General features: G+C 70.9%; 2 protein-coding genes. Both read left to right on the top strand.

Annotation, left to right across the window (positions count from 1 at the left end):
• Positions 1–1,351: glycosyltransferase family 2 protein (locus tag DBR36_RS15680; protein WP_108320641.1), on the top strand; the 1,351-nt coding region annotated here is incomplete at its 5' end.
• The coding region (gene xrtS / locus DBR36_RS15675; RefSeq protein WP_219927671.1) for an exosortase S at positions 1,348–1,912 on the top strand (565 nt) is incomplete at its 3' end. The genes DBR36_RS15680 and xrtS, both read left to right, overlap by 4 nt.

Below are 1,912 nucleotides of genomic sequence, written 5' to 3'. Positions count from 1 at the left end.
ATTCCTCTTCTCGCTCTCCTTCGTCTTCTTGGTGATGTTCCTCACCTACACGGCGTTGATCGTGGTCCCTTTCGTGCGCCGCCGCGGCGCCGCGGCGGGCGACCCCGACGCGTTCGAGTGGCACGCGTTCATCCCGTGCCGGGACGAGGCGGCCGTGATCGCCGGAACCATGAAGAGGATGCGCGAGCGCTTTCCGACCGTGCACCTGTGGATCATCGACGACGCCAGCACCGACGGCACCGGGGACATCGTGTCCGCGGCGGCCGACGGCGACCCCCTGGTGCACGCCGTGATCCGCCGGCTCCCCGACGCCCGCCAGGGCAAGGGAGCCGCCCTCAACGCCGCGTACGCCCGTCTGATCGACTGGCGTCGCGAGCGGGGCACCGACGTCGTCGGGGACGATCGCACCATCGTGATCGTCCTCGACGCCGACGGCGCCCTCGCCGAGAACGCCCTGCGCCAGACGTCGGGACCGACCGGGTTCGGCTCACCGGACGTCGGCGCCACCCAGGTCGCGGTGCGCATGAGCAACCGCGACGACCGACGCCCCGCCTCCGCGGGCGGCCCCCTGGCCCAGGCCTGGGCGCGGTACCTCATCCGCATGCAGGACATCGAGTTCCGCACGACCATCGCCGCGATGCAGCTGCTGCGCATGCGCACCGTCTCGGTCGGTCTGGGCGGCAACGGCCAGTTCACCCGCCTCAGCGCCTTGCGCGCCGCCTCGATCGGCGAGGGCGAGCCATGGGGAGACGCCCTGCTCGAGGACTACGAGGTGGGCCTTCGCATCATGCTCGCGGGCTACCGCACCGTTTACGCCCACGACACGTGGGTCGATCAGGAGGCCCTGCCGACCGCGCGGCGCCTGCTCACCCAGCGCACCCGCTGGTGCCAGGGCGGACTGCAGTGCGCGCGCTACCTGCCCAAGATCTACGCCTCGCGCACCTTCACCAACGCCGGTGCGCTCGAGGCGGCCTACTTCCTCGCCATCCCGTACATCCAACTGATCGGCTTCGTGCTGTGGCCCACCGTCGCGATCGCCATGGTCGTCTCGGGCGCTCTGTCGCCCGGAGGTCTGTTCGGATGGATCTCGGGTGCGACCTGGATCATCCCGCTCTGGGTGCTGACCGGCATCCTGCCCTTCGCCCTCTGGCCGATGGTGTACGTCACTCGCGAAGAGAAGCAGCCCCTGTGGCGCGCGGGCCTGTGGGGTCTGGGCTACTGGCTGTACATGTACCAGAGCTACATCTGCGTGGTGCGGGCCTTCGCGCGCATGGCCACCGGCCGACGCGGCTGGACCAAGACCCGCCGTAACGCCGAGGCCGGGCGCCTTCTGCTGGCGGTCGAATCATGAGCGCCCTCGCCCTCGCCGCCGACGCGCGTCCCGCCCGCCGAACCCGACTGGTCGTCGCCGCCGCTCTCGCGGCCCTGGCCGGCATCCTCATCTCCACCGAGGCCACCACGCGTGCGGGCGAGGCGATCCTCGCGCGCGAATTCATCCAGCTCGTCGCCCCCGGCCGCGCCGTCGCCGCGGGACCCATCGTGTACTTCGGCATCGGCACCGCCGAGGTGACGGGGCTGAACATCACGACCATGTGCTCCACGACGGTGCTGATCGTCCCGCTGCTGCTGCTCGCCGTCGCGATCATCGGCATCACCCGCGCCCCCACCGCGCGAGTGGGCCTCGGGCTGCTCGTGGGCATGGGCCTGGCCATCACGTGCAACATGATCCGCTTCGCCTCGGCCGCGTGGGCCTACGGGGCGTACGGGCGCGAGGGCTTCGACCTCGTGCACCGCTACGCGGGTTCGCTGTTCGTCATCGTCGGCTTCGTCGCCGCCTTCCTGCTGCTGCTGCGCATCTCGCTGAAAGAACGCGGTCCCCGACCGGCGGCGGTCGCCGTGCCCGACGAGGGTT

This window comes from Microbacterium sp. HMWF026, assembly GCF_003061325.1.
In the GTDB taxonomy this organism is placed as follows: Bacteria; Actinomycetota; Actinomycetes; order Actinomycetales; family Microbacteriaceae; genus Microbacterium; species Microbacterium testaceum_E.
Note: the sequence above shows the minus strand (reverse complement) of the source record. Positions and strands in the feature narration are given on the sequence as shown.